Origin of the sequence: Halomarina ordinaria, from assembly GCF_030553305.1 — an archaeon.
Classification (GTDB): domain Archaea; phylum Halobacteriota; class Halobacteria; order Halobacteriales; family Haloarculaceae; genus Halomarina; species Halomarina ordinaria.
Map to the genome: position 1 here is coordinate 76,267 of NZ_JARRAH010000001.1, position 22,912 is coordinate 99,178.

Annotated in this window: 26 protein-coding genes; 17 read left to right on the top strand and 9 right to left on the bottom strand. The window is 71.0% G+C overall.

The window, feature by feature from the left end:
- The 5 genes from P1Y20_RS00395 (at position 1) to thrS (ending at position 5,754) form a co-directional block, all read left to right on the top strand.
- Complete coding sequence (locus P1Y20_RS00395; protein WP_304446671.1) at positions 1–1,020, top strand: N-acetyltransferase DgcN family protein; 1,020 nt, start codon at positions 1–3, stop codon at positions 1,018–1,020.
- Positions 1,017–2,048 (top strand): dipeptide epimerase, encoded by a 1,032-nt coding sequence (locus P1Y20_RS00400; RefSeq protein WP_304446672.1) that lies wholly within the window; start codon positions 1,017–1,019, stop codon positions 2,046–2,048. The genes P1Y20_RS00395 and P1Y20_RS00400 overlap by 4 nt, the downstream gene beginning before the upstream one ends.
- A 41-nt stretch (positions 2,049–2,089) precedes the next feature.
- Positions 2,090–3,106: a TIGR04024 family LLM class F420-dependent oxidoreductase gene (locus P1Y20_RS00405; RefSeq protein WP_304446673.1), complete on the top strand. Its 1,017-nt coding sequence runs from the start codon at positions 2,090–2,092 to the stop codon at positions 3,104–3,106.
- 109 nt (positions 3,107–3,215) lie between these two features.
- A complete protein-coding gene (locus P1Y20_RS00410; protein WP_304446674.1) occupies positions 3,216–3,713 on the top strand; it encodes an HTH domain-containing protein in 498 nt (165 codons plus the stop codon).
- A 100-nt stretch (positions 3,714–3,813) separates the two neighbouring features.
- On the top strand, positions 3,814–5,754 hold the full coding sequence (thrS, locus tag P1Y20_RS00415; RefSeq protein ID WP_304446675.1) for a threonine--tRNA ligase: 1,941 nt from the start codon (positions 3,814–3,816) through the stop codon (positions 5,752–5,754).
- 1 nt (position 5,755) lies between these two features.
- On the opposite strand, the gene P1Y20_RS00420 is transcribed toward thrS, so the two are convergent.
- The 3 genes from P1Y20_RS00420 to P1Y20_RS00430 all read right to left on the bottom strand — a co-directional run bounded on the left by P1Y20_RS00420 (position 5,756) and on the right by P1Y20_RS00430 (position 8,266).
- The gene (locus P1Y20_RS00420) at positions 5,756–6,811 is read right to left on the bottom strand and encodes a DUF7972 family membrane protein (RefSeq protein ID WP_304446676.1); all 1,056 of its coding nucleotides are present in this window, start codon (positions 6,809–6,811) and stop codon (positions 5,756–5,758) included.
- A gap of 31 nt (positions 6,812–6,842) precedes the next feature.
- Entirely contained in the window at positions 6,843–7,277 is a 435-nt protein-coding gene (locus P1Y20_RS00425; RefSeq protein ID WP_304446677.1) for a hypothetical protein, read from the bottom strand.
- A gap of 134 nt (positions 7,278–7,411) precedes the next feature.
- Positions 7,412–8,266, bottom strand: coding sequence for a PspA/IM30 family protein (locus P1Y20_RS00430; protein WP_304446678.1), 855 nt, complete (start codon positions 8,264–8,266; stop codon positions 7,412–7,414).
- A 53-nt stretch (positions 8,267–8,319) separates the two neighbouring features.
- On the opposite strand from P1Y20_RS00430, the gene P1Y20_RS00435 reads away from it, so the two are divergent.
- The 4 genes from P1Y20_RS00435 (at position 8,320) to P1Y20_RS00450 (ending at position 11,881) form a co-directional block, all read left to right on the top strand.
- Positions 8,320–8,913 (top strand): dienelactone hydrolase family protein, encoded by a 594-nt coding sequence (locus tag P1Y20_RS00435; protein WP_304446679.1) that lies wholly within the window; start codon positions 8,320–8,322, stop codon positions 8,911–8,913.
- A 90-nt stretch (positions 8,914–9,003) separates the two neighbouring features.
- Positions 9,004–10,644, top strand: a complete 1,641-nt coding sequence (gene pyrG / locus P1Y20_RS00440; RefSeq protein ID WP_304446680.1) for a CTP synthase — start codon at positions 9,004–9,006, stop codon at positions 10,642–10,644.
- A complete protein-coding gene (gene guaA / locus P1Y20_RS00445) occupies positions 10,644–11,561 on the top strand; it encodes a glutamine-hydrolyzing GMP synthase (RefSeq protein WP_304446681.1) in 918 nt (305 codons plus the stop codon). Before pyrG ends, guaA begins: the two co-directional genes overlap by 1 nt.
- A 2-nt stretch (positions 11,562–11,563) precedes the next feature.
- Positions 11,564–11,881, top strand: coding sequence for a DUF7126 family protein (locus P1Y20_RS00450; RefSeq protein WP_304446682.1), 318 nt, complete (start codon positions 11,564–11,566; stop codon positions 11,879–11,881).
- Between the two features lie 113 nt (positions 11,882–11,994).
- Here P1Y20_RS00450 and P1Y20_RS00455 read toward each other — a convergent pair whose 3' ends face one another.
- From P1Y20_RS00455 to P1Y20_RS00465, 3 genes are read right to left on the bottom strand one after another with little or no spacing between them, the layout of a single operon-like run.
- Entirely contained in the window at positions 11,995–12,318 is a 324-nt protein-coding gene (locus tag P1Y20_RS00455) for a hypothetical protein (RefSeq protein WP_304446683.1), read from the bottom strand.
- Positions 12,319–12,364: 46 nt separating this feature from the next.
- Positions 12,365–13,081, bottom strand: coding sequence for an MBL fold metallo-hydrolase (locus tag P1Y20_RS00460; protein ID WP_304446684.1), 717 nt, complete (start codon positions 13,079–13,081; stop codon positions 12,365–12,367).
- A 47-nt stretch (positions 13,082–13,128) separates the two neighbouring features.
- The gene (locus P1Y20_RS00465) at positions 13,129–13,947 is read right to left on the bottom strand and encodes an aldo/keto reductase (protein ID WP_304446685.1); all 819 of its coding nucleotides are present in this window, start codon (positions 13,945–13,947) and stop codon (positions 13,129–13,131) included.
- Between the two features lie 107 nt (positions 13,948–14,054).
- Here P1Y20_RS00465 and P1Y20_RS00470 point away from each other — a divergent pair, with 107 nt between their 5' ends.
- Entirely contained in the window at positions 14,055–14,576 is a 522-nt protein-coding gene (locus tag P1Y20_RS00470) for a hypothetical protein (RefSeq protein WP_304446686.1), read from the top strand.
- 25 nt (positions 14,577–14,601) lie between these two features.
- Entirely contained in the window at positions 14,602–14,919 is a 318-nt protein-coding gene (locus P1Y20_RS00475; RefSeq protein ID WP_304446687.1) for a cupin domain-containing protein, read from the top strand.
- 128 nt (positions 14,920–15,047) lie between these two features.
- Here the strand turns inward: P1Y20_RS00475 and P1Y20_RS00480 are convergent, their stop codons facing one another.
- Positions 15,048–15,884 (bottom strand): sugar nucleotide-binding protein, encoded by an 837-nt coding sequence (locus tag P1Y20_RS00480; protein ID WP_304446688.1) that lies wholly within the window; start codon positions 15,882–15,884, stop codon positions 15,048–15,050.
- The gene (locus P1Y20_RS00485; RefSeq protein WP_304446689.1) at positions 15,881–16,531 is read right to left on the bottom strand and encodes a MogA/MoaB family molybdenum cofactor biosynthesis protein; all 651 of its coding nucleotides are present in this window, start codon (positions 16,529–16,531) and stop codon (positions 15,881–15,883) included. The genes P1Y20_RS00480 and P1Y20_RS00485 overlap by 4 nt, the downstream gene beginning before the upstream one ends.
- Positions 16,532–16,628: 97 nt before the next feature.
- On the opposite strand from P1Y20_RS00485, the gene P1Y20_RS00490 reads away from it, so the two are divergent.
- From P1Y20_RS00490 to P1Y20_RS00500, 3 genes are read left to right on the top strand one after another with little or no spacing between them, the layout of a single operon-like run.
- Positions 16,629–17,675 carry a zinc-binding dehydrogenase gene (locus P1Y20_RS00490; protein ID WP_304446690.1) on the top strand — a complete coding sequence of 349 codons (1,047 nt, stop codon included), beginning with the start codon at positions 16,629–16,631 and terminating at the stop codon, positions 17,673–17,675.
- Positions 17,668–18,027 (top strand): DUF7977 family protein, encoded by a 360-nt coding sequence (locus P1Y20_RS00495; protein ID WP_304446691.1) that lies wholly within the window; start codon positions 17,668–17,670, stop codon positions 18,025–18,027. The genes P1Y20_RS00490 and P1Y20_RS00495 overlap by 8 nt, the downstream gene beginning before the upstream one ends.
- Before the next feature lie 55 nt (positions 18,028–18,082).
- On the top strand, positions 18,083–18,538 hold the full coding sequence (locus P1Y20_RS00500) for an amphi-Trp domain-containing protein (protein ID WP_304446692.1): 456 nt from the start codon (positions 18,083–18,085) through the stop codon (positions 18,536–18,538).
- A gap of 1 nt (position 18,539) precedes the next feature.
- On the opposite strand, the gene P1Y20_RS00505 is transcribed toward P1Y20_RS00500, so the two are convergent.
- On the bottom strand, positions 18,540–20,135 hold the full coding sequence (locus P1Y20_RS00505) for an acetolactate synthase large subunit (RefSeq protein ID WP_304446693.1): 1,596 nt from the start codon (positions 20,133–20,135) through the stop codon (positions 18,540–18,542).
- A gap of 106 nt (positions 20,136–20,241) precedes the next feature.
- Between P1Y20_RS00505 and P1Y20_RS00510 the strand changes: the two genes are divergently transcribed.
- The 3 genes from P1Y20_RS00510 to P1Y20_RS00520 are packed head-to-tail and all read left to right on the top strand — an operon-like array spanning position 20,242 to position 22,908.
- Positions 20,242–20,682 carry a hypothetical protein gene (locus P1Y20_RS00510; RefSeq protein WP_304446694.1) on the top strand — a complete coding sequence of 147 codons (441 nt, stop codon included), beginning with the start codon at positions 20,242–20,244 and terminating at the stop codon, positions 20,680–20,682.
- Positions 20,683–20,722: 40 nt separating this feature from the next.
- A complete protein-coding gene (locus tag P1Y20_RS00515) occupies positions 20,723–21,436 on the top strand; it encodes a DUF7546 family protein (RefSeq protein ID WP_304446695.1) in 714 nt (237 codons plus the stop codon).
- Positions 21,437–21,468: 32 nt separating this feature from the next.
- Entirely contained in the window at positions 21,469–22,908 is a 1,440-nt protein-coding gene (locus P1Y20_RS00520; protein ID WP_379737776.1) for a hypothetical protein, read from the top strand.
- The last annotated feature ends 4 nt before the right edge of the window (positions 22,909–22,912 follow it).

Here is a 22,912-nt window from a genome sequence, read left to right on the forward strand (position 1 = left end):
ATGCGACTCGCGGTACTTGCACACGGAAAGTTCCCCGACGGCGCCAAGACGGCCGTCGGCCTGCTTCGCTACAGCGACCACGACGTCGTGGCCGTCCTCGACCGCGACCTCGCCGCCGACGGCGAGCGCCGCGTCTCGGAGTTCCTCCCGGACGTCCAGGACGCACCGGTCGTCGCCGGCATCGACGACGTGCCCGACATCGACGCGTTCGTCGTCGGCATCGCCCCCATCGGCGGCGGGTTCGACGAGACCTGGCGCGACGACGTGGCCGGCGCGCTCGAACGCGGCTGTGACGTCTGGGCCGGCCTCCACTACTTCCTGAGCGAGGACGAGGGCTTCGCGGCGCTCGCCGAGGAACACGACTGCGAACTGTGGGACGTCCGGGACCCGCCCGAGGACCTCACCGTCGCGGAGGGGGTCGCGGGCGACCTGGACGCGACGGTCGTCACCACCGTCGGCACCGACTGCTCGGTCGGGAAGATGACGGCCACGCTCGAACTGCTGGAGGCGGCCCGCGACGCCGGGCTGAACGCCGGCTTCGTCCCGACGGGCCAGACGGGCATCATGATAGAGGGGTGGGGCATCCCCATCGACCGGACGATAAGCGACTTCACGGCCGGCGCGGTCGAGCGCATGCTCGTCGAGCGCGCCGAGGAGTACGACTACCTCTTCGTCGAGGGGCAGGGCTCCATCGTCCACCCGGCGTACTCCGCCGTCACCTGCGGCATCCTCCACGGGTCGATGCCCGACCACCTCGTGCTCTGTCACGAGGCTGGTCGCGAGGTCGTCCACGGCTACGAGGCGTTCGACCTCCTCCCGGCCGACGAGGCGGCGGCGCTCTACGAGTCGCTCGCGGCGCCCGTCCACCCCGCGAGCGTCGTCGGGGGAGCGGTCAACACCTCGCACCTCGACGACGGGGCGGCGCGCGCGGCGCTCTCCGACTTCGGCGACGCCATCGACGCGCCCGCGGTCGACCCCGTCCGGTTCGACGCGAGCGACCTGGTGGAGGCGATACGGTGACCCTGACGACGGCGTTCGAGCGCGTCTCCCTGCCGCTCGCCCACCCCTTCGGCATCTCCCGCGGCGTCCAGACCGAGGCCGAGAACGTCGTCGTCCGCGTGAGCGACGGCGAGCACACCGGCGTCGGCGCGGCCGCCCCCGCCACCTACTACGGCGAGACGGCCGCCACCGTCGAGGCCGTCCTCCCCGACCTGCTCGAAGCGGTCGAGGCGGTGGGTGACCCGCACAACCTCGACGGCATCGACGCCCGCCTCGACTCGCTCGTCGGCGACAACCCCGCCGCGAAGGCCGGCGTCCGCATCGCCTGCTGCGACCTCGCGGCCAAACGCCTCGACGTCCCCCTCTACCGCCTGTTCGGCCTCGACCCGACCGAGACGGTCACCTCCTCGTACACCATCGGCATCGACGAGACGGACGTGATGCGCGAGAAGACGGCGGAGGCCGTCGACGCCGGCTACACCGTCCTCAAGACGAAACTCGGCACCGACCGCGACGAGGAGATTCTGGAGGCGGTCCGCGGGGCCGCCCCCGACGTCCGTCTCCGGGTGGACGCGAACGCCGCCTGGACGCCGAGGGAGGCGGTCGAGATGAGCGACGTCCTCGCCGCCCACGACGTCGAGTTCCTCGAACAACCGGTCCCCCCCGGGACGCCCGGCGGCCTGCGCTACGTCCACGAGCGCTCGGCGGTGCCCGTCGCCGCCGACGAGTCCTGCGTCACGCTCGCGGACGTCCCCCGCGTCGCCGACGCCTGCGACATCGCCAACCTCAAGCTGATGAAGTGCGGCGGCCCGCGTCAGGCCGTCGAGATGGTCCACGCGGCGCGCGCGCACGGGCTGGAGGTCATGCTCGGCTGCATGGTCGAGACGAACGCCGCCATCGCCGCGGCGTGCCACCTCGCGCCGCTGCTCGACTACGCCGACCTCGACGGCTCGCTCCTGCTCGCCGAGGACCCCTACGACGGCGTCCCGATGCCCGGCGGCGTCGTCGACCTCTCGGGTGTGGAGGCTCCGGGCACGGGCGCGGCCTGACGGGGCACCTTTCAAGTCCTCCCCCCACGCGGTGAGGGACGATGTCAGTCGACATGGACCTCGTCCTCCCGGTGGGCGACTACGACGACCTCTCGGTGCTGGTCGAGCAGGTGCGCCGCGCCGAGGAACTGGGCTACGCGCGCGTCTCGGTGCCCGAGGTGACGGGGCGGGACGCCGTCTCGCTGCTCGCGCACTTCGCGGCGCACACCGACCGCATCGGCCTCTCGAACGACGTGTTCTCGCCGTACTCGCGGACGCCGGCCCTGCTCGCACAGACCGCGACCACCCTGCAGGAACTCTCCGACGGGCGCTACCGGATGGGCCTGGGGACGAGTTCCCCGCCGGTCGTCGAGCGCTGGCACGGCCGGTCGTTCGACCGACCGCTGCGAACCCTCCGGGAGTGTATCGACGTGATTCGACAGGTGGAGTCGGGCGAGCGCGTCGACTACGACGGCGAGGTGTTCAACGTCGGCGGCCTCCGCCTCACCTGCGAGGCCCACCCCGCGCCCGTCGACGTGGCCGCCCTCGGTCCCAAGGCGGTCGAACTGGCGGGGCGCTTCGCCGACGGCTGGGTCCCCCAGCTGTTCACCCCCGACGGCCTCCGCGAGCGGCTCGCGGACTTCCGGCGCGGTGCCGACCTCGGCGGGCGCGACCCCGACGACCTCCGGACCGCGCTCACCCTCCGGTGCTGTGCCCTGGAGGACGGCGAGCGCGCCCGCGAGGCGGCCCGCGGGCAGGTCGCGTTCATGATAGCGACCTACGGGCCGTACTACCGCGAGTCGGTCGCCCGACAGGGCCACGAGGACGTCACCGACGAGATTCACCGGCTCTGGGAGGCGGGCGAGCGCGAGGCGGCCGTCGAGGCGCTCCCCGACGGCCTGCTCTCCGACCTGGCGGCCGCCGGTACCCCCGAGGCGGTCCGCGAGACGGTCGAACGATTCGCGGCGGTCGACGGCCTCGACGCCGTCCGGGTCGGCTCGTTCGGCCGCCTCGACCACGACGCCCGTCTCGCCACGATGGAGGCGCTCGCCCCGGCGACGGTCGAGTTCGGTGAGTGATTCGAAAGCGTGAAAATAGGTCCCCTAGAGACCCCTGTCGAAATGGATGTGTTAATGTGGCACCCGGAGAAACGTTTTTCAGTAGGTATTCCAATCAATCGGACGACACATGACCGACTCCGCCCACTCCGAAACCGTCGAACTGTACGTCCGGTCGCTCACTGCTAGCGAGCGACAGGTCCGCCTCGACGAGACGCTCGACCGCCTCGCACGCCTCGAAGCGGCGGGCGAACTCGACGACGTCACCGTCCACGTCTGGGGCGAGGGGGTCTGTCTCTCCGGTCCCGCGGCCGAGACGCCCGTCGGTCGGGACATCCGGGGGACGGTCGACGAGTTCCGCGAGTGGGCGGCGTCGTCGGACGTCGACCTCGTCGGGTTCGAGCGCCGAGAGGCGCGCTCGATGCTCACCGACGAGTGCCACGAGAACCTCCGACTCCCGGCGTTGGCGCTCGCCCACCGGACCGACGGCGACCTCGCGTTCGTCGCGCCGTGTGCCGACGGCGACGGCTGTCGCTCCGTCGGCGACCACCTCGACAGCCTGGAGGGTGCCGGAGAGGACCCGGAGCACTCGTCGACGACGGCGAAGGTCTCGATTCGCGCCGACTGACGGGCGCCGCGCGGTCCCTCGCGTCCCCCTCCTCGACCCCGTAGCGAACGGCGTCCCACGGTCTCAACACACTTATCCCGCGTCCTCGGTTTCCTCGGGTATGGGCGAAATCACGGTCACGTTGCCGGACGGCTCCGACCTCTCCGTCGAGGCGGGGGCCACCGTCGAGGACGTCGCGTTCGCCATCGGTCCCGGCCTCGGGCGGGACACGGTCGCGGGCGTCCTCGACGGCGACCTCGTCGACAAGGCCGCCCCCGTCTACGAGGGCGCGCGCGTCGAGATCGTCACCGACGGGAGCGAGGAGTACCTCACCGTGCTCCGACACTCCGCGGCGCACGTCTTCGCGCAGGCACTCCAGCGTCTCCACCCCGAGGCGAAACTCACCATCGGTCCCCCGACCGACGAGGGCTTCTACTACGACGTGACGGACGTCGACCTCGACCAGGACGACCTCGAGGCCATCGAGGCCGAGATGCGCGACATCGTCGCGGCCGACTACGACATCGAGCGCGTTGAGCGCACGCGCGAGGAGGCCTTCGAGCTATACGAGGACAACCCGTTCAAGCGCGACATCCTGGAGACCGAGGCGGCGGACGACGACGTCGTCACCTTCTACGTCCAGGACGACTGGCAGGACCTCTGTCGGGGCCCACACGTGGAGAGTACGGGCGAGATCGGCGCCGTCAAACTGCTCGACATCTCCGCCGCCTACTGGCGCGGCGAGGAGGCGAACGAGACGCTCACGCGCGTCTACGGCACCGCCTTCGAGAGCGAGGCCGACCTCGACACGTTCCTCGAACGGCGCGAGGCGGCCGCGGAGCGCGACCACCGGCGGCTCGGCCGGGAACTCGACCTCTTCTCCATCCCCGAGCACTCCCCGGGGTGCGCGCACTACCACCCCAACGGGATGCGCATCCGCCGCGAGTTGGAGGACTACATCCGCGAGACGAACGATGACCTCGGCTACGAGGAGGTGTGGACGCCGGAACTGAACAAGGCCGACCTCTGGAAGCCGACGGGTCACTACGACAACTTCACCGCGCAGGGGGAGATGTTCAACTGGGAGCAGGACGACACCGAGTACGGCCTGAAGCCCATGAACTGCGCGAACCACGCCTACATCTACGGGCGGGAGAAGCGCTCGTACCGCGACCTGCCGGTCCGCTTCTCCGAGTTCGGTACCGTCTACCGCAACGAGCAGTCGGGCGAACTCTCGGGGCTCCTGCGCGTGCGGGGCATGACCCAGGACGACGGCCACGCCTTCATCCGGAAGGACCAGATCCAGGGCGAGATCGTCGACGTCCTCCGGGCCATCGACGAGATCTACGGGCACTTCGACTTCGAGGCGGAGTACGTCCTCGAGACGAAGGGCGACAACGCCGTCGGGAGCGACGACATCTGGGCGGAGGCGACCGGCGCGCTGGAGGACGCCCTCGAGGCCGAGGGCCTCGACTACGAGGTCGACGACGGCGAGGCGGCCTTCTACGGCCCGAAGGTCGGCGTCAACGCGGTCGACGCCATCGGTCGCACGTGGACCATCGGGACGGTCCAGCTCGACTTCAACATCCCCGAGCGCCTCGACCTCACCTACATCGGCGAGGACAACGAGGAACACCGCCCGGTGATGGTCCACCGCGCGTTGCTGGGCACGTTCGAGCGCTTCATGGGCGTGATGATAGAGCACTTCAACGGCCGGTTCCCGCTGTGGCTCGCCCCCGAGCAGGTCCGCGTCCTCCCCGTCACCGACGACGACGTCCCCTACGCCGAGGAGGTCGCGGGCGAACTCGAACGCGCGGGCGTCAGGGTCGGCGTCGAGGACCGCTCGTGGACCGTCGGGCGCAAGATACAGGACGCCCACGAGCGCCGCGTCCCCTACATGCTCATCGTCGGGAGCAACGAGGCGGACTCCGACACCGTGTCGGTCCGCGACCGGCAGGAACGCGAGCGACAGGACGTCTCCCTCGACGCGTTCGTCGACCACGTCGTCGCCGAACGCGACGAGAAGCGCGTCGAACCGGACTTCCTCGGGACGGAGCAGTAGCTCACTCCCAGTCGATGTTCTCCGAGCGCTCCGTCTCCCGGAGGATGAACGGCCCGATGGCGAGCGTCCGCTTCGCCACCGTCCCGATGCGGAAGATGTAGGAGAGAAAGAGGGCGAACGGGACGAGCGTCACCGCGCAGGCCGCGTTGACGACCCACGCGAGGTTGTCGACGCCGAGGGTCACGCCGGTGAACGTGTTCGCGTCGACGTAGAGCAACATCCCGAAGGCGACGGTGATGGCCGGTATCGAGGCGGCGAGTAACACCCGCATGAGGTTGACGAGTTCCCACTGGAAGTAGAGCGTCTTGAAGTGCTCGCGGGCCGGCCCGAAGAACTCCAGCAGGTCGATGAGGTCGTCGAGCGTCTCGTCGGCCTCCTCGGAGAGGCGCCCGCCGTGCGCCTGCCGGAGGCGCCGCGCCTCGTGTATCTTCCAGGAGTAGTTGAAGTCGAGCGCGGCGAACAACACGTCGAACGTCCCGAACTGGGAGTCCTCCAGCCGTCCGCCGACCGTCTGTGCGTGGTCGCTCAGGCTCTCGACGTACTGACCGGTGTGGGTGCGCAGCGACTCGTCGTCGGCGGTGCTCGTCTCGTCGACCACCTCCGACAGTTCGTTGCCGCGGCTCTGGATGCCGTCGAGGATGGCCTGGAGGAACTGTGCCGGGTCCGGCGGGCTCACCTCGGTCCCGAGGTGCGAGCGGACGTCCTCGCGGAAGTCGATGGCGCCCTGCATCCGCTCGCGCTGGTCGCCGAGCGCCCCGAGTTCCTGTGAGAGCACCAGCTGCGAGATGGTGACGACGAGGGTGACGCCGGTGATGATGGCGCCGACCATCGGCGAGAACAGCCACCAGGTGGCGTTGTGCTGGGTGACGATGACGCGCAACGGGCTGAGACCGAGGACGCTGAACACCGTCAGCGCGACGAACACCGCCGTGACGACCAGCGCCGCGACCACCTCCCGGCGGGCGTCCATCAGGACCCATATCTTGAACGGGTTCGCCTGCAGCCGACCGCGCATCGTGTCGCTCGGCACGTCGCCGTTCTCCCCGTCGTCGCTCATCGTCCACCTCTCGCCGCATCACGGTGGCGGGTCACGGGAACGTGTTCCCGCCGACGCGCAGGGGGAGCGAGTCGACCAGCGCGTCGTCGCTGTCGAACGCGGAGACGGTCACGCGCGTCCCGACCGGGACGCTCATCGTGGCGCTCGTCGCGCCCCCCGAGACGGTCCCGGTCCAGTACGCCGACCCGCTCGGCGTGACCACCGTCAACGACCGGACCTGCAGGTCAGTGGTTGCGGCGTCGGTGAGCGACGCCCCGACCCACGCGCGGTTGCTCCCCCAGGAGATGGAATCGGAGAGCGAGAACGACTCGAACACGTCGGACCCCTCGACCCCGTCGGCGGTGACCGACAGGTCCGTGGTGACGCACCCGGCCAGCGCAGTCGAGGTACCCACCGCTCCGGCGGCGAGCGACCGTATCGCTCGCCTGCGCGTCATCCGTTCGTCTGAACGACCAGTATCGACCATACGCGAGCTACTCGGGGGCCCGACTAAACCGTACCCGGTTCGGGAGCACCGCTCGTCGTTCGTTCGGGGGCCGCGAGAACTCGTCGCCGCGCCGCCACGTCGACCGCGGGCGGGGACCGAGAGGCGCGCGTCCGTCAGTTCGACGAGTCGTCAGACCGCTCCGACTCGGCGTCCGCCTCGGTCTCGGTCTCCAGTTCGGACGCCGTGTCGGCCTCGACGTCGGCTTCGAGGTCGTCGAGCGTCTCCTCGACGTCCGCGTCGCTCGCGGCCTCGTCCCCCCCGTTGCCCGAGGGGCGGCCCATCTCCGCGCGCAGGGTGTCGAGTTCGGACTCGACCTCGCTGTCGGAGCTGAGCTGGTCGAGTTCGCGGTCGATGGAGTCCTTGTCCGAGAGGACGTCGTCGAACGCGCCGGAGTCCTGGAGTTCGTCCATCGCGGCCGACCGTGCCTCCATCTCCTCGGTGCGTTCCTCGGCGCGCTCGATGGAGCGCCCGAGGTCGGCCATCTCGTCGCCCGCGCCGGTCATCGCCTCCGAGACGCGCGTGTTGGCCTCGGCGGCCTCGTATCGGGCCTTCATCGACTCCTTCTTGGTGCGGAACTCCTCGATGCGGCTCTCCAGCGTGTCTTTCTTCTCGACCAGCGAGTCCTGCGTGTCCTGCAGGTTCGCTATCTGACCCTCCAGCTCCTCGATCTGGTTCATTTTCTGCTTCTTCTTCTCGAGGGCCTTGCGCGCCAGGTCGTCGCGGTCCTGCCGGACGGCCTCGCGGGCCTGTTCGTTGTGCTTGTCGACGTTCTCCTCCAGTCGACGTTTCTGTATCTCCAGTCGTTTCTTCTGGGTCGTGAGGTCCGCGATACCGCGTTTCACGTCCTGTAGCTCGTCGCGGAGCTGCTCGTAGGAGTAGTCGAGCGTCTCCGTCGGGTCCTCCGCTCGGTTCAGGAGGGCGTTTATCTTCGAGCGAATGACGTACGAGGTCCGTGAGAGGATGCCCATGGCCTCGTTTTGTCACCCCTGCGTATTAAAATGCCTACCGCCGAGGGAGGGGTATGAGCGACCCCGTCGTCGTGGGCGGCGCGCGCGACGTGCGCGCCAGCCTCGATACCCCCGACACCGATACCGACGCCTGCGTCGTCGCCTGCCCGCCCCACCCCCGGATGGGTGGCCACCGCGGTGACCGCCGTCTGACCGCCGTCTCGGACGCGCTCTCGCCCGACATCGCCTGCCTGCGCTTCGACTACGGCGCGTGGGACGAGGGGCGCGGCGAGCGGACCGACGCCGTCCGCGCCGTCGAGTGGGCGCGCGAGCGCTTCGCGTCCGTCGCGCTGTTCGGCTACAGTTTCGGCGGGGCGGTCGCCCTGCTCGCGGCCGTCGAGACGGACGTGGCGGCGGTGAGCGCGCTCGCCCCTGCTGCCCGTCTCGACGGGAGCCTCGACGCCGCGGCCGCGCTCGCCGCCATCGCCTGCCCGGTGCAGGTCGTCTACGGCGAGCGCGACACGACCGCCGAGTGGGAACCGGTCGTCGAGCGCGCGCGCGAACACGACTGCGAGGTGGTCGCGATGGGTGCCGACCACCACTTCGTCGGGCAGGGCGAGAAGGCGGCGGCGCACGTCGCCGGGTTCCTCCGCGACCACCTCGGCTGAGAGGTTTCGCCGTCGCGTTCTGGCGTGTGACTCCCTGACGGGACGGCGCAGTCCCGAAACCGTTTTGCCCGCGACCTTCACACCCTCAGTATGCCGACAGCGCCCACGGACTACGACCCCTCGCTGGGCAAGAAGTTCATTTTCGTCACCGGCGGTGTGATGTCCGGCCTCGGGAAGGGCATCACGGCCGCGAGCACCGGTCGCCTGCTGGCGAACGCCGGCTTCGACGTCACCGCGGTGAAGATCGACCCCTACCTCAACGTCGACGCGGGGACGATGAACCCGTTCCAGCACGGCGAGGTCTACGTACTGAAGGACGGCGCGGAGGTCGACCTCGACCTCGGGAACTACGAACGCTTCCTCGACATCGACATGACGGCCGACCACAACGTCACGACGGGGAAGGTCTACCAGCACGTCATCGAGAAGGAGCGCGCGGGCGACTACCTGGGCAAGACGGTCCAGATAATCCCGCACGTCACCGACGACATCAAGCGACGCATCCGGGAGGCCGCCGAGGGCCACGACGTCTGCATCGTCGAGGTCGGCGGCACCGTCGGCGACATCGAGGGGATGCCGTTCCTCGAGTCGCTGCGCCAGTTCGTCCACGAGCAGGAGGAGGACGACTTCCTGTTGATGCACGTCACGCTCGTCCCCTACTCGAAGAACGGCGAGCAGAAGACCAAGCCCACGCAGCACAGCGTGAAGGAACTGCGCTCCATCGGCCTCCAGCCGGACGTCCTCGTCGGGCGCTGCGAGACGGACCTCGAGGCCGACGTCAAGCGAAAAATCGCGCTCTTCTGTGACGTCCCCACCGACGCGGTGTTCTCCAACCCCGACGTCGAGGACATCTACCACGTCCCGCTCACCGTCGAGGAGGAGGGCCTCGACGAGTACGTCCTGAAGCGTCTCGGCCTGACCGACCGCGCCCTCCCGCGCGACGAGCGCGCGACCGGGTGGCGCGACCTGGTGACGCGCGAGCGGACCGGCGAACTCGACGTCGCCCTCGTCGGGAAGTACGCCCTGGAGGACGCCTACCTCTCGGTCCACGAGGCGCTGAAGCACGCCGGCCTCGAACACGGCGTCGACGTGAACGTCAGCTGGGTCGACGCCGAGGAGATGGACGCCGACCACCGCGCGCGCCTCGAAGGGGCCGACGCCATCGTCGTCCCCGGCGGCTTCGGCGTGCGCGGTACCGAGGGGAAGGTCGACGCCGTCCGCTACGCCCGCGAGGAGGGCGTCCCCTTCCTCGGGCTCTGTCTCGGCTTCCAGCTCGCCGTCGTCGAGTTCGCGCGGAACGTCGCGGACTTGGAGAGCGCACACTCGACCGAGCTCTACGAGAACACCCCCAACCCCGTCATCGACCTCCTGCCCGAACAGTACGAGGTCGAGGACATGGGCGGGACGATGCGTCTCGGCGCCTACGAGACGGACGTGACGCCGGGGACGCTCGCGGCCGACCTCTACGGCGGCGAGTGCGTCGAACGCCACCGCCACCGCTACGAGGTGAACCCCGAGTACATCGAGACGCTCGAGGACGCAGGACTGGTCTTCTCGGGACGGGTCAACAACCGCATGGAGATACTCGAACTCCCCGAGCACCCCTACTTCATCGGAACGCAGTTCCACCCCGAGTTCCGCTCGCGCCCCGGCCGGGCGAGCCCTCCGTTCATGGGGCTGCTCGACGTGGCGCTCGACAGAGTGCGCGGCGACCGGGAGGTGAGCGCCTGATGGTGGACGTCGAACCGTTCGTCGACGACGCCGTCGCGGAGATACGCGAGCAGGTCGGCGACGAGCACGCCATCATCGCGCTCTCGGGCGGGGTCGACTCCTCGGTGGCCGCCGCGCTGGCCTACGAGGCCATCGGCGACCAGCTCACCCCCGTCTACGTCGACACCGGCCTGATGCGCAAGGGCGAGACCGACCAGGTGAGGGAGACGTTCGACTACATGGAGAGCCTCCGTATCGTGGAGGCCCAGGAGCGCTTCTTCGACCGCCTCGAAGGGGTCCTCGACCCCGAGGAGAAGCGCCACGTCATCGGCGAGCAGTTCATCCGCGAGTTCGAGCGCGAGGCGACGGGCACCGACGCCCGCTACCTCGTCCAGGGGACCATCTACCCCGACCGCATCGAGAGCGAGGGGGGCATCAAGTCCCACCACAACGTCGGCGGCCTGCCGGACGTGGTGGACTTCGACGGCATCGTCGAACCCGTCCGCGACCTCTACAAGGACGAGGTGCGCGAGGTGGCCCGCGCGCTCGGCCTCGAGGAGGTCGTGAGCGAGCGCATGCCCTTCCCCGGTCCGGGCCTCGCGGTCCGGGTCGTCGGCGAGGTGACGCCGGAGAAGGCCGACGTGGCCCGCGAGGCGTGTCACATCGTCGAGGAGGAACTGGAGGCGTACGACCCGTGGCAGGCGTTCGCCGCCGTCGTCGGCAAGGGGACGGGGGTGAAAGGCGACAACCGCGTCCACGGCCACATCGTCGCGGTCCGGTCGGTCGAGTCGCGCGACGGGATGACCGCCCGCGCCCAGGAACTCGACTGGGAGACGCTCCAGCGCATCCAGTCGCGCATCACGGGGACGGTCCCGTCGGTCGCGCGCGTCGTCTACGACGTCACGCACAAGCCCCCCGCGACCATCGAGTACGAGTGACCATGCAGGCAGTCATCGTCGGTTCGGACCCCGAGGAGTTGTCGGCGGCACTCGAAGCGCACGGCGCACAGACCACCCGCGCGGCCGGCACCGCGACCCGCGACGCCCTCCGCGACGCGGGCATCGAGGAGGCCGACCTCCTCGTCGTCACGGACGTCGGCCTCGCGACGGCCATCCCGCTCGCGCGCGAACTGAACCCGGACGTCCGCGTCGTCGTCTACGCCCACGAGACCGTCCCGGAGTTCGCCCGGGCCAGCGCGGGCCTCATCGTCGACCCCGACCTGATGGACGCCGACACCGTCGCCGACGAACTCGTCTGAGTCCCCGTCCCGGCCTCTCTCGGTACTCGTCGCGTCGACCGTCGAGCGGTGACCGCCGTTCGGTGCGTATCGCGCGCTCGGATTTCTATGACCTCTACGTAGTCTACGCGCTCTTAGATGGCGTGACGGGCGTCCTCGACGCTCCCCTGCTCGTTGTAGGCGGCCATGAGGTCGCGCGCGAGCGCCATCGCGTCGTCGCGGCCCTCGACCTCGGTCGCGGCCTCGACGCGTTCGGGACTGAGCGACGTGCCCTCGAGGAGCGCGACGCGCCAGCGGTCCTCGTCGCCGTGGGGACCGTTCGCCCCGGCGGGGACGACCTGAACGCACACCTCGTCGTCGGCCTCGTAGAGGATGGGCGGTCGGGGGTCGTAGCGCTCGGCGGCGTTCTGGTCGACGGTACTCTCGTGCCAGCCCTCGGGCAGGTCGTCCTGACTCATGGCCGCGGGTTCACGCGCCAGTCGCCTAACCGTGTGGGTGGCGGAACTACTCGATGCGCTCGCCGAGTTCGGCGAGGCGGACGCTCCCGTTTCGCATGAAGGGGACGCCGTGGCCCATCCCCAGTATCTCGACGGCGGGCATCCGGTCGGCGAGGTCGTGGATGCTCTCGGTGACTGCCTCCGTGTCGTCGCTGATGGCCCACGGCGACGGCGAGAGGTCGCCGTCGGACTCGACGACGAGGTCGCCGACGAACGCCGCCGAGAGGTGGTCGCTCACGTAGGCGACGTGGCCGGCGGTGTGGCCGGGCGTCTCGTAGACGACGAAACTCCCCACCTCCTCGCCGTCGGCGACCGTCTCGACGTCGACCCGCGGCGTCCTCGCGAACGGCGCGAGGACGCGCTGGAGCGCCCCCTTCGGCGAGTCGACGGCGGGCGCGGAGGTCCCCGTCAGGTAGTCGACGTCCGGCGCGCCCATGTACACCGTCGCGTCCCGGAGGTCGAGGCGGCCGATGCCGCCGACGTGGTCGATGTCGTAGTGGGTGAGCAGGACGCGCTCGACGTCCTCGATACGGTGGCCGGTCGCCTCCACCTCGCGGGCGAGGCGGGTGGCGTCCAGCGGCGACCCGACGTCGACGAGCGTCAGGACGCGCTCCGCGTCCTCGGTGTCGGCGTCTTCGTCGGTCTCGGGTTCGTCCGCGACGAGGTACGCGTTCACGCCCCGGAGTTCGATGACCCAGCAGTGCTCGGAGAGTCGTGCGGGCATACAACCCCTGTCGACGGCCCGCCTGATAAGCTATCGTGACCGTTCGCTCACCGCGAGAGCCGCGCCCTGAGAAAGCCCGTCAGCGTGCGCACCTTCGAGGGCTGGCGGATGCGCTCCATCTCCTCGTCGGTGAGTTCGAAGTCGAACACCTCGAGGTTCGCCGCGAGGTGGTCGCGGCTGGTGGCCTTCGGGATGGTGCAGACGCCGTCCTGCTGGACGAGCCACCGGAGCGCCACCTGCGCCGGGCTCTTCCCGTAGCGCTCGCCGACCGCCTCGAGGACGGGGTCGGAGAGGACGCCGCCGTGACCCAGTGGACTGTAAGCGGTCACCAGCACGTCGTGGATGGCACAGTAGTCGAGCAGTTCCCGCTGGTCCCAGTAGGGGTGGTACTGCACCTGGTCGGTGAGGATGGGGACGTCCGACAGGTCGCGCGCGCGGTCGAGGCGCTCGATGCCGAAGTTGCTCACGCCGACGTGGCGCACCTTCCCGGCCTCGACGAGGTCGTTCATCGCGGTGATGGTCGCCTCCAGCGGGGTCCGGGGGTTCGGCCAGTGGACGAGCAACAGGTCGAGGTAGTCCGTCCCGAGTTTCGCGAGGCTCTCGTCGGTCGAGCGCAGCACGTCGTCGTACTCGCGGTTGCCGCCCGAGAGCTTCGTCGCGAGGAACAGGTCCTCGCGCTCGACGTCCGCGTCGCGCAACGCGGCTCCGACCCGCCGTTCGTTGCCGTACGCCTGTGCGGTGTCGACGTGGCGGTAGCCGAGGTCGAGCGCGGTGCGGACGGTCTCCCGGCACTCCTCGCCGGTGAGCCGCCACGTCCCGAGGCCGACCGCCGGCACGTCGACCCCCTGCACGGTGGCGTATTCCATGTCGGGGACGTGGGCCCCCCGGGGTGAATACCTTCCGACAGCGACGCATCGACCGCCCGAACCGTCGCCACAGAAAGTACTTACCAACGTGTCCGAACCGACCGTGTATGGAGACCCCTACTCGACGAACGATGCTCCTCGCCGGCGGGAGCGCGACGGTAGCGCTGGCCGGCCTCCCCAGTGCGACGGCCCGGCCCCCGAAACGAACGCTCGCAGTCGACGACCCCACCGACGTCCCGACCGACCGCGACGCGAGCGTGGCGCTCGTCTCCGAACGCCTCGAACAGTGGGTCGACGCGGCCATCGTCGACGGCCGCGCCGTCGTCGACGCGCCCACCGGACTGAGCGTCGAGCGCGCCGACACCGTGCGCTACGCCGGCGGCTACTACGACCTGACGACCGAGGAGCACGAGGGCCGCGTCACGCTCCGCGCCCGCGCCTGCGACCCGACGGCCGACGCCGTCGTCCACACCCTCGCCGTCCCCCCGCTGGCCGCGACCGAGCGCGCCCTCCTCGAACACGCCGTCGCGTCGTCGTCCCCCGAACCCCTCCCTCCCGCGGTCGTCGCGCTCGTCTCCGAGTACGACTTCCTCGCGTTCGAGGACGCGTACTACGCCCTGCGAAACTAAGGCGACGCGCGCCCGAGTGGGCACCATGACACTCGACCGCTACGACGTCCCGACGCCCGCGGACGGCGAGGTGGAGTCGGGCGAACTGGTCGTCACCGACGACGTGCTGGTGAAGTTCTTCGCGCTCGGCCCCGGCGCCGAGGTACCGCCACACGAGCACGACGACGCGACGAACGTCTTCCACGTCGTGGAGGGGACCGTCACCGTGATTCGCGGCGACGAGGAGGCGTCCGTCGAGGCCCCGGGGGTCGTCCTCAACGAACGCGGCGTCGTCCACGGCGCGCGCAACGACACCGACGACCCGGCCGTCCTCACCGCGAGCCTCTGTCCGCTCCCCTCCTGAACCGCGCTCCCCCCGTCTCGACGCCTGCGTCGCGCCGAGGCTGACCGACCACCGACCTCGACGGCCGCTCGCGGCGACGACACTCACGCTCGTCCCCGCCCTCGTCCTCACCGTCGCGGAGCCCCTCCTCAGACGCGGAGAGCCGTCCGCGCGTCCTGCATCGCACGCCGGACCGACCGTGGACGGAACCCGACGTGCTCGGCGAAGCGCTCGGAGCGAAGCGACGTGTCGCGGTGGAGCACCGGGTCGTCGGGCATCGTCGTCGGCCGTACCCGCCGGTACGGGAGGCCGAGGGCGGCCATCGCGGCGCGGTGGAAGGCGAAGACGCTCGTCCGGGGGGTCGGGACGTGCACCACGCCGTCGACCTCCTCGGAGACGACCGTCGCGACCGTGCGGGCGGCGTCGGAGACGGCCACGGGACTCTTGAACATGTCCGCGTAGTACTCGACGGTCTCGCCGGCGCGCAGGCGCTCGCGGGTGTGCGCGAGGCGGTCGTCGAGCGTCCCCCGGGAGGACCCGAAGAGGTAGTCGAACCGGAGGATGCAGCCGTCGAGGGCGTCGGCGACGCGTCGCTCGAAGGCGGCGAGGCGCCGCCCGTAACGGGACTTCGGGTTCGGGGGGTCGGACTCGACGTACCCGCCCGTCTCGCCGTCGAACACGCCGACGCTGGAGGCGTAGACGAACCGTGTGCCCGTGCAGGCGCGCAGGAGGCGGGAGAGCGCCGCGTCGAAGCGCTCGCGGTCGTGGGACGTCCGCTCGACGTGCGCGGCGAAGACGACCGTCTCGCACCCCTCGAGCGGCAGGACGGTCGGGTCGTCCTCGAAGAAGTCGTAACCGACGCTCGCGCCGGGACGGCGGTTCCGGTGGTAGGTGCCGACGGTCGAGACGCCGCGCTCGCGGAGCGCGTCCACCACGCTCCGGCCGAGGTAGCCCGACGCGCCGACGACCAGCACCGGGGCGCTCACGTCCGCTTCGCGAGCCCCGCGAGGTGGGGCGCCTCCGGGGCGATTATCTCGCGCGTCCCCAGTCGGGTGGCGTTCTCGCTGCCGGGCAGGCAGAACACCGGGACGCCCCCGACCGGGTTGTCGTCGGTCGGGTTGTGCGTGACGACGCCCGCCACCGCGCGCGTCCCGACGACGCGCGTCCCGACCTCCTCGCGCGAGAGCTGTCGGAACAGTTCGCCGAACCCGGGCAGTTCCTTGTCGAAGAGGACCGCGCACGCCTCGACGGTGACGTCGTCGGGCGTGATGCCCGTGCCGCCCGTCGTGACGACGATGTCCGCTCTGCCACTGACGGCCGCCTCGACGGCCTCGCGGACCGCCTCGAAGTCGTCGGGGACCACCTCGCGGTCGACCACCTCGTGGCCGGCCGCGACCAGCAGTTCCTCGATGGCGTCGCCCGCCGGGTCGTCCTCCGAGGTACGCGTCGAGGAGACCGTCACGACCGCCGCGGCGACGGTGTCGAGGTCGTGGTGGTGGTGGTCGTGCGTCCCCGCCTCGCCGTGGTCGTGGTGGTGGTCGTGGCCGTCGTGGCCGTCGTGGTCGTGGCCGTCTCCCGCGTGTGCGTCGTCTCCGTCGCGTCCGTCGCCGTCGGTCGAGTGGTGGTTCGCCATGGTCCCCGGTTCGACGGGAGCCCCCTTAACGGTCGGGCGCGGGCGTGTCACACCGTGGCATCGGCAGCGTTTTGTCCGGCCCGTCCGACCCCTCGATATGCACGCCGTCCAGTTCACGGAACACGGTGACGTGGACGTCCTCAGCTACGACGCCTTCGACGACCCGACCGTCGGCGACGACGAGGTGCTCGTCGACGTGAAGGCGGGCGCGCTCAACCACCTCGACGTCTGGACCCGCCGCGGCCTCCCGGGCGTCGACCTCGAGATGCCCCACATCCCCGGCAGCGACGCCGCCGGCGTCGTGAGCGAGGTGGGCGAGGACGTCACCCGGTTCAGCGAGGGCGACCACGTCGCCGTCACCGCCGGGCGCTACTGCGGGACGTGCGAGTTCTGCCGCGACGGTCAGGAGTCGCTCTGCGTGAACTACCACCTCATCGGCGAGCACGTCCGCGGCGTCCACGCCGAGCAGGCCGCCGTCCCGGAGGAGAACCTCGTGACGGTGCCCGACCACGTCGAGTGGCACACCGCCGCGGCCGCCTCGCTGGTCTTCCAGACCGCGTGGCGGATGCTCGTCACGCAGGCCGACGTCGGCCCCGGCGAGTCGGTGCTCGTCCTCGGCGCGAGCGGCGGCGTCGGCCACGCGGCCGTCCAGATAGCCGATTACGCCGGCGCGGAGGTGTACGCCACCGCGAGCACCGAGGCGAAACTCGACCACGCCCGCGAGTGCGGCGCCGACCACGTCGTCAACTACGAGGAGGTCGACTTCGCGAGCGAGATTCGCGACCGCACGGACGGTCGGGGCGTCGACGTGGTCGTCGACCACGTCGGCCCGGCGACCTGGGAGTCCTCCCAGAAGGCGCTCGCGAAGGGCGGGCGCATCGTCACCTGCGGCGCGACCACCGGTGCGATGGCCGAGACGAACCTCAACCGCGTCTTCTGGAACCAGCAGCAGATACTCGGCTCGACGATGGCGACGCCCGGCGAGATAGACGACGTCCTTCCCCTCGTCTGGGACGGCACCTTCGAGGTCCACGTCCGCGACGTCCTGCCGATGAGCGAGGTACAGCGCGCCCACGCGATGCTCGAGGACCGCGAGGGCTTCGGCAAGGTCGTCGTCGTCCCCGACAGCGAGCACGATGCCTGAGCGCGAGGGGTACGTCCACGACCCCGACCGCTTCCGCGAGGAGGGCGACGGCCCCGACGAGGGCGAGCGACCCGCTCGGGCCCGCACCACGCGCGCGTACGTCCGCGACGTCGACGGCGTTCCCGGCCCCGACGAGTCGGAGTTCGACTGGCGGGGCTGGGTGCTCGTCGGCATGATATTCGTCGCGTTCATCGTCGCCCCGGCGATAGTGCTCTACCTCCCCTACTCGGAGCCGCTCATCTCCTCGCTCGGCCTCTCCTTTCGGGACGCCTACCTCACCGTCCCGCTGATTCCGGCGCTCGCCCTCGGCGCGCTTGCGGTGTGGGCCGCCGTCAGCGGCCTCCGCCGGTAGACCTTTCTCTGGCAAGCACAACGGGTGTGTCTCGCAGACGAGTGCCTTCCCCCGCATGTCTTCGCTCGAAGCGGAACGCGAGATGACCCGTGCGGAAGTCGCGGCGTACCTCCGGGAGTTCGCCGACAGACTCGACGGGAGTGCGACCGGGACGGGTGAGTCGTCCTCGGGTACCGAGGCGAACACGTCCGGGAGGTCCTCCGTCACCGGCACCGAGGACGAGGCGCGCACGCCCGAGAGCCAGCGCGGGACCGACGGGAACGCCGCCAGTACGACGAGTACCACGAACGCCGCCGACAGTCAGGAGTCGGGGACGGGGGCCGGCAGCGAGAAGGTGACGCTCGTCGTGGGCAACGAGAGCGCCACCGTCAACCCGCCGGAGGCGATGGACTTCGCCGTCGAGGTGTCGGGCAACGACCCCGTCTTCGGTGCCGGCCGCCAGGGCGTCGAGTTCGGCCTCTACTGGCGCGCCGACGAGGTCGAGGAGGACGACGAACTCTCCATCCAGTGAGTTAGCGGTCGTCGACGCGCGCGAGGGGTACCTCGACCAGCGAGAGGTCGTCGCTCGCCACCGCCGCCGCGAACGTCTCCCGGAAGTCGTCCCAGGAGTCGACGCGGTGGCCGGAGACGCCGAAGCTCTCGGCGAACGCCGGGAAGTCGGGGTTGCCGAGGGCGGTCCCGACCGCGCCGCCGCGGTGGGCCGACTGCTTCTCCCGGATGAGGCCGTAGTCGTCGTCGTTGAACAGCAGGACCGTGAACGAACAGCCGAGGCGACCGGCCGTCTCCAGTTCCGCGGCGTTCATGAGGAACCCCCCGTCGCCGGTGGCGGCGACGACGTTCCCGTCCGTGACGAGGTCGGCCGCCACCGCGCCGGGGACGGCGATGCCCATGCTCGCCAGCCCGTTCGAGACGATGCAGGTGTTCGGCTCGTAGGTCGGGTAGTGACGCGCGATGGCCATCTTGTGGCTCCCCACGTCGGAAATGAGGACGTCCTCGTCGGCCAGCACGTCGCGGACGATGGGGAGCGCCCGCCGGACGCTCAAGGGTTCGTCCTCGGTGGGCGCGCGCGTCACGTCCGTCGCGAGCGCCTGTCTGAGGTCGGCGTACCAGTCGTCGCCGGTCGGGTCGAGGTCGGCCGCGCAGAGCGCCTCCAGACCGGCGGCGATGTCGCAGACCACCTCCACCTCCGGGACGTAGTGTTCGTACACCTCGGCGGGTTCGAAGTCGAGGTGGACGATCCGTTTCTCGCCGTCGGGGTTCCAGTTCTCCGGGTCGTGCTCGGCGATGTCGTAGCCGACGGCGAGGACGGTGTCCGCCCGGTCGATGACGCGCTCGGCCTGCGATTCCGTCCCCGAGTCGAGCGTCAGCAGGGAGTGCTCGTCGGCGTCCGACACCGCCCCCTTGCCCATGTAGGTGGCGACCGTCGGGGCGTTCAGCCCCTCGACGAACGCCCTGAGCTGTTCGGCGGCGCGCGTCCGGACGGCGCCGTTGCCCGCGAGCACGAGCGGTCGGTCGGCCCCCGCGAGGACCTCGACGGCCCGCTCGACGGCGCCGGGGTCGGGCGCGGCCCGGCGGACCCGTCGCTCGCGGGGGCGGATGGGTTCGTCGGCACTGTCGGCGGCCGCGATGTCCTCGGGGAGTTCGAGGTGCGTCGCGCCGGGTTTCTCCAGTTCGGCGAGTTTGAACGCCTTCCGGACCGACTCGTGGACGATGGCGGGGTCGTCGAGGCGCGTGTTCCACTTCGTGATGGGGGCGAACGTGTTCACGACGTCGAGCAACTGGTGGCTCTCCTGGTGGAGGCGCTCTCTGCTCCCCTGCCCGGTGATGGCGACGACGGGCGACTTGTCGAGGTGGGCGTCCGCGACGCCCGTCATGAGGTTCGTCGCGCCGGGGCCGAGGGTCGAGAGGCAGACCCCCGCGTCGCCGGTCAACCGCCCGTGGACGTCGGCCATGAACGCCGCGCCCTGCTCGTGACGGACGGGGACGAACTCGATGGGCGAGTCGGCGAGCGAGAACAGGATGTCCTCCAGTTCCTCGCCGGGGAGCCCGAAGACGTGTTCGACGCCCTCGGCTTCGAGGCAGGCGACCAGGAGGTCTGATGTCTTCATAGCCCGACCGACGCGCGCGGCCTACATCAATCGGGTGCCCCGCGAACCGGTCGACCGCCGTGAACGACGATTTAAGCCGACTGATAGTGTTATGACTAGACATACCATGACACTCACGAACCTCGCGAGCGGTCTCCTGACGGGGGCCGCGCTGGCGTGCGTCGTCGCCGTGCTCCTCGGGTTGCGCGAGGGACGGCGGTACTCGCCGTCGTCGCCCGAGCGCGGCGACCGGTTGAGCCGGGGGGCGGCCGCGCTCGTCGCCGCGAGCCGTCGTCCGGCGGTGTGGACGGCGCTGTTCTTGCTCCTGTCGCTCGCCGTCGGGGCCGGGGTCGTCCTCGCGCTCGCGGGCGGACCGATGAGTCCGCTGGCCGGCGCGCTGGCGGTTGCGAGCGCCGTCCTCGCGCTCTGTGCGTTCCTCGTCGTCGGCGTCTACCGGACGGTCCGGTTTCGCGGGCGCACGAGCGCCGAGGCGTTCGCCGTGAGCGCGTGGGCGGTCGGGGCGCTGTTCGTCCTCGCCGTCTCCGGCCTCCTCCTCCTCGGGGGGTGAGGCGGGTGGGCGAACACGCCGTGCTCGCGGGTGGTCGCCCGTGAGCGTCGCCACCGCCCGGCGGCTGCTCGGGCGCACGCCGGACGGGTGGTGGCTCGCCGCCGCCGTCCTCGTCGCCGAGGCGCTGCTCGTGGTCGGGTACTTCGGCGCGACCGGCGCCCGACCCACGGACCCCCGGTACGTCGTCTACCCGTTCGTCTGGATAAACCTCGGCGTCTGGGCGCTGGTCCGGACGAGGCCGTCCCCGACCACCCGTCCCCGCCGACTCGCGGCGGCACTCCTCGCCGGCGGCTACTTCCTCCTGCTCGCCTGGCTCTCCGGCCTCGTCGACCCGCCGACCCTGCTGGGGGCCGCGACCGCCCACGCTCACGCCCACGGCGCCGACCACTCCCACGCCCACCTGACGGGCTGGCAGTTCACCCCCTCCGCGCCGGGGTGGGGCCCGCGCGTCGCCTACGTCGGCCACACCGGCCACGTCTACTTCGTCCCGTACCTCGCGGTCGGCTACCTCGGCCTCGCGTACCTCGTCTACGCGCGCCTCCTGGAGGCGAGCGCGGCGGCCCTCCCGGGCGTCGTCGGCGTCGTCTCCTGTCTCGGCTGTAGCTTCCCCGTGCTCGCCTCCCTCTCGGCGGGAGGGTCGACGGCCGCCCTGGCGGCCGCCGCCCTCTCGTTCGACGTCTCGACGGCCGCCTACGTGCTCGCGGTCGCCCTGCTCGCCGGGGCGGGCGCGCTGGCCGGGGGGTGGGAGACGTGACGCCCGGCCGACTGCGTCGAGCGCTCCTCGCGCTGCTCTGCGGGCACGTCGTCATCGCGAGCGGGGCGTTCGTCGGGAGCGTCCACGCGCACGCCGGGTCGCTCGGCGGCGCGGCGCCCGTCACCGTCCCGTCGTGGCTCCTCGCGGTCACCGGCGGCGGGGCCGTCGTCGCCTCCTTCCTGTTCACGAGCGTCGTCACCGACCGCGCCCTCGTCCGGGCGCCCTACGAGCGCGGCCCGACCGTCTCGCTCGACCGCGCACGGACGGTCGGCCGTCGCCTCCTCTCGCTCGTCGGCGTCCTCGCCCTCCTCGCCGTCGTCGTCGTCGGCTTCGTCGGTCCGGTCGCGGCCGTCGCCAACCTCGGGGTCCTCCTCGTCTGGGTCGGCTGGTGGGCGGGTTACTCCACGACCGTCTACCTCGTGGGGAACACGTGGCCGGCGCTCGACCCCTGGCGGACCATCGCCCGCCACCTCCCCTCGCTCGGGTACCCCTACCCGGCGCGTCTCGGCGCGTGGCCGAGCGTCGTCGCCCTCCTCGCGCTGGTGTGGCTGGAGGTGGTGAGCCCGCTGGCCGACGCCCCCCGCCTGCTCGCGTCGGTCGTCCTCTGCTACACCCTCGTCACGCTCGCCGGCGCGAGCGTCGTCGGCCGCGACGTGTGGTTCGACCGGGTCGACCCCGTCTCCCGCGTCTTCCGCTACTACGGTGCACTCGCCCCCGTCCAGCGCGTCGACGGGCGACTCGCCCTCCGGGTTCCGGGGGCGGCGCTGACCGTCTCCGGTCTCTCCGGCTCTCCAACGGACCGCCCGCGCACCGCCGAGCGGTCGGTCCGCGCCGACGGCGGGCGTGTGCGCGCGCGTCGACTCGTCGCCGGCCCGGACGACGTGGCGTTCGTCGTCGCGCTCGTGTGGGTGACCACCTTCGACGGCCTCGTCTCGACGGCGGCGTGGGCCGGCGTGGCGCGCCCGCTCGTCGACGCCGGCCTGCCGCCGCTCGCCGTCTACCTCGGGGCGCTCGTCGTCGGCTTCCTCCTCGCGCTGGGGGCGTTCCGCCTTGCCGCTCGGCTGGCGCGTCGCTCCGCGGACGCCTTCGTCGCGCCCGCCGAACTCGACCGGCGGTTCGTCCTCGCGCTCGTCCCCATCGCCGCCGGCTACCACCTCGCGCACTTCCTCGGCTACTTCCTCTCGCTCTCGCCGGCGCTCGCGGCGACGCTCGCCGACCCCCTCTCGCCGCCGATGGCGCTCGTCGTCCTCGTCCCGCCGGCGTGGTTCGGCGGCCTCCAGGTCGGGTTCGTCGTCCTCGGCCACCTCGTCGGCGTCTGGGTGGCGCACGTCGTCGCCTTCGAGACGTTCACCGGCCGACTCCAGCCGCTCCGGAGCCAGTACCCCTACGTGGCGCTCATGGTGCTCTACACGACGACGAGCATCTGGCTGCTCACCCAGCCGTACGCCCGACCGCCGTTCCTCGGCGGGTGACCCA